The following is a 4,820-nucleotide window of genomic DNA, read 5'->3' as shown; positions in this document are numbered from 1 at the left end:
AGATTCTAATAATGTTTTTCATTTCAAGAGTTTTAATTCTATGTTTAACTCTACACCATTAAAAGAAATCACCTATGGTACATATGGAATTGATATTGTAGCAAATGGAAATATATTCTATTCAGTTAATTTTTCTCAATTAGAATTAAGTAAAATCAAACCTTATTTTAACTGTAGATATTATAATTATGATGAAGATGGAAATATTTCTTTAGAAAATGATTCTTTGTTGAAATATACAAAATCACAAGGAAAATATCCTATAATCGGAAGTTCAACCAATCCGACAGAAATAATATCGTTATATGATAATGATATTAAACAAGACGACACTAAAAACAATAATAAGGGTTTCGCTATTAATTTACATAAAGATGTAGTTCTTCCTGACAAGATAACAATTAATACTCACTTAGATAAAACTTTAGTTTGTGGGAATACAATAAGAGTTAATATGCCGAATGTAACATCTAATTCATCAGATACATTATCTCTTCGCAACACAGGTATATATTTAATAGAATCAAGTTATCATATATGGGATTCTAAAAATGCGAGAACGATGTTAGTATGCTCAAAACAGAATGTAAATTTAACAGAGCAATATCGAAATAACAAAATACTTTTTTCCTAAGAAGATGATTTCATGATAGCAAACATGGCTGAAATATTATTGTAAATTGTATGAAATTCAATATTAGGAAAAGTCATATAAGCCATTAATTCATGATTCTCATCTTCCAATCCAATCTCATTAACCATCGTGGATTTTTGAATTTTGTAATTCATTATTATTGGTTTAGAATAATCGATATCTAAAGAATGATAATATTCGTAAGATACTATCACATCACTATTAACTTCATCATAGAATGTTACCGATAAAGTGTTAGTATTATAATCAAAACTACTTAATAGTGTGTTTATGTTATCTCCAGAAATTCCACCTTGAGCGTCAATTCTTGCCGATTTTTTAGTTAAAACTCCATCTTCCGTCATCCAAAAATAGAATACTATTGAATTTTTTACCAATTGTACATTAGATAATTCAATTGATACTTGGAAATTTTGAATGTAATCTAAAGTATAAACATTTGTGTATTCGTGTATATCACAATATAAATTCAATGTGGAGATTAAATCGGATTGAACGGTTTTTATAACAAGTTGCATAGGATTAAATGATTCTCCATCTCTTGTTTCATAACTTATAATCGAAGTAAAGGATAAATTTGAATATCCGACAGGTGAATCACCTAAAGTATAAAATACAACTTTATCACCATTTATAGTGGTTGTGTATTTATTAATTCGTTTCTCATCCGAACAAGCAACATCGAGATACATTTTTGTTCCACCATCTTTAGAATAAATTGTCGTTGCACTTGCTTCACCTAAATCAACATATGCTTTAAGCTGATTAGTTTCGGAGATTAAATCCGATAAAGTTGAGTATAAACTTTTACCATTGTCTTTAGAGAATAGAGGTGTTTCATCATCATCAGAATCAACATTATATAAATTTATAAAATTAGATTTTTCATCACCTTTATATACATAAAAGTTTTCTTCATCGTTCGAATAAATTTTCGTAAATGATGTATCAACATCGCTTTTATAAATGAATGTAGGTGTAGTTTTAGTAGAACCGTCAACATCATATTCATCAGCAATAATCTTATCACTATGTTCTTGAGTTTTCACATCATAAGTAGAATACCAACAATCTCTATCATTAGGGTCTTCTGCAGATTCATCTATTACATGATAAAGGGTGGTATATGTTTTTTTATAAGGCTCTTTATTGATTTCAACAATTGGTTTTTGAGAAATAGATTGAACTGTGTTTTTGGTCAAATTCCATATTCCTTTATCAAAATCAATTCCACCTGTTATATTTTTTCTAGTATCTTCGTTGTAGAATTTACCATCTTCGTTAGATTTAATCGTTACGGTTTTTCCTAAAGAGTCTGTGTAACTCATCTTAAAGTAAGAAGGGATTATAGGACTAAACTTGGTGGTATATGTATAATTTGCTGAATCACTAGCATCGTATGTCAACATTGTATGTTCATTATTAATATCCATTGATTTTACATAAGATTGAATTACTAGATAATTGTTATCCGTATCATCATAAATTTCATCATCTGTTAATTCATAATAAGACAGTCTATTTCCCATATGAGAAATTACAGATATTTTATTATTGAATATATATGACATTTGTACATCATTTAATATTTTAGCAAGTAACCAAATGTTATCAATTTCACCATAGAAATTATTATTTATCAAATCGTTTGTTCCTAAATAAATTTTATGAGAAGATGAGGTTATTGCAAAATTAAATTGACCATAATCAACACAATCAATATAAACTTTTACCGTATTTGATGTGTGATTAAAATGTAAACATAAGAAGTGATAATTTTTATCACAATCGAATTCATTTCCATCAATTATTAATTTATTGTTTATATAATCATAAGAAATATTAATGAATGATTCAAAAATTGTTCCACTTGAAATGTCTGTTAAATTAGACGCTTTAAACCATAAACCTAATGTGTAATCTTGAAATGCGTCTATCGCTAGTGTTGTATTTGAATAAGCGTATGTTTCACCATCGAAATTTAAAGATTTGTCTATAATACTATCGATTTTTAAGTCACTACCGACAACTGTACAGTTTATTTGATTTGAAGAATTATCATAAATTGTAGAACTGTAATCTTCAGAGTTCATATTATAATAGAATATCATTGAATTTTGATTAAAAATTTGATTATTTTCTTCATTTATAATATTCAAAGGTTTGTTTCCATACGCAATGTATTTGAAATTTTTAGCCAATCCTTCTTTTTCGGTAGTTTTAGAATCCAAAGTCCATTTTATAAGAGAATCTAATTTGTAATTTTCTTCACCAGTTGGTTGTCCTTGTTCATCCAAAGCATTGTCTAAGCGAGAAGAATCAGTTAATGTTATATATCTGTTATAAGATGAAGCAGTAACCGCTTTAATTTTCAAATCAGGTACAGTGTAATTATTTTCATTCGGATGATAAAAATCAGAACCACGCGAAGAAGCAATGTCTACAGATAAGAATATACCACTATGAGGAATTATAGGACATCTTCGGTTATATTCCATCCCTTGTTCAAGATAATAAAAGTAATCAGATGTCATTATAAGGTCGATATTATATGATACAGAAATCTCATAATCTGAAGGAATTTTATTGAATTCTAAATGAACTAAATTGTTTTTCACATCGAAATATGAGTTTGAATCTAATATACCATTATCATCAATAAAATATTCTTTATTATTTAAAACTTCAATCGATGTATTTAAAATAAAATCATTGATTTTAATAATCATTGATTTTTCAAGGTAGTATTCACTCATTTCTATTTGAGTTTCGTATATTGAAGTTTCTTCCTCAGCAATACCTAAAGATGTAGTGTAAACACAATAATAATTTTGAGGAAAGTATTCAATTCCTAAATGTTTTGTTGGAATTTGTACATATGCGGTATCTAATCCCCAAACAGAAGAACCTATTGCTTGGTCAAGAGAATAATATCTAAGACCTGCATCATCATATAGTTTTTCACCATTGAGCGTGTAATCTAATAAAGGCACATTAGAGTTTAGAATAGATGAATAATTTTTTTTTGTTTCTATTCCCAAGAAAGGAGAATAATGGTCAGATGCTATTAAATTGGCAATTGTTTTTTCGTAATCTATTACTTTTATTAATTTTTTATCGTTCCAATAATAATTGAACACCTCTCCTAAAGAATTGTTTTGTTGAAAAATTAAATTATATCCTAAATAATTTGTTTTTTCTCGAATTCTATATGGTATAGATTCAATTTCTTTTTTAGCCATACTTGTAGTGCTATTAATTATCAGATTTGGGGTATAACCGAATGATTCAGAAATTCTAATTAAATTAGATTTATCGTTTTTATCTATGTTCCAATTATTTTTTATTTCGGAATATTTGTCACGCATATTCTGTAATTCATATGACATGGAATTTAGGAATTGAGACCATAATAAATCATGAGTTAATGGCGAAATTAATGTATTTTGCAAGGATTTATTTATAGTTTCTTGTGACATTTTTTTTTTACCTCACTAAGTTTAGTATTTCAAGTTTATCACGGCATCATCATAATATAAAATATTACTTCTGCTAGAGTTTTTAAGATTTTTTTCAAAATATTGATATTCTACCTTAAATGAATAGTTATGATAGTCTTCCGTCAATCCATTTGTGATATTTAATGCACCTTTTCCTGAGTTTAAATCGAGAGTCGAGTTAGTGGTTACATATGAAGTATCTTTTGCTCCAACGATATTACCATTAGAATCACAAGTAGCCATAAGTTCATATTCGGAATCTTCAATAGTTGTATCTTTTACATATACTTTTACAGAATCAGAGCTTATAGGGTATATAGGTAATTCAAAATCACAATAATAATTGGATGATAATTTTATATTATCTTTATATAATTCGACATGAGATAAATGATTTTTTACACCATCGGTTTCATCAATTAATCTTACATAATCTGAATCATACACACTTTCACCAAAATCCATAGTTTCAATACCATATGTTTTAGATAAGTTTGTTTTTATATTATTTGAAACTTCTGCGGTTGTATAAGCAGATGATGTTATAGTTACATCTATATGGAAAATCATTGGTATTTTATTTGTAGATTCAAATGATATTAAATCAGTGGGGTCATTTACATCATGTAAAGTTTCAATAATCTTTGTTTTCTTTAATTTTGCAT

General features: G+C 27.1%; 3 protein-coding genes. 1 reads left to right on the top strand and 2 read right to left on the bottom strand.

Annotated features, from left to right (window positions below):
• Nucleotides 1–634: hypothetical protein (locus SPJ17_RS00085; protein ID WP_321091509.1), on the top strand; the 634-nt coding region annotated here is incomplete at its 5' end.
• Here the strand turns inward: SPJ17_RS00085 and SPJ17_RS00080 are convergent.
• Nucleotides 631–4,134 carry a hypothetical protein gene (locus tag SPJ17_RS00080; protein ID WP_321091507.1) on the bottom strand — a complete coding sequence of 1,168 codons (3,504 nt, stop codon included), beginning with the start codon at nucleotides 4,132–4,134 and terminating at the stop codon, nucleotides 631–633. The two genes, SPJ17_RS00085 and SPJ17_RS00080, sit on opposite strands and share 4 nt — an antisense overlap.
• A 21-nt stretch (nucleotides 4,135–4,155) precedes the next feature.
• A partial coding sequence (locus SPJ17_RS00075) for a hypothetical protein (protein ID WP_321091505.1) occupies nucleotides 4,156–4,820 on the bottom strand: 665 nt, incomplete at its 5' end.

Source organism: Anaeroplasma sp. (genome assembly GCF_034179385.1).
Lineage (GTDB): Bacteria > Bacillota_I > Bacilli_A > Acholeplasmatales > Anaeroplasmataceae > Anaeroplasma.
This window is presented reverse-complemented; position numbering and strand designations above follow the sequence as displayed.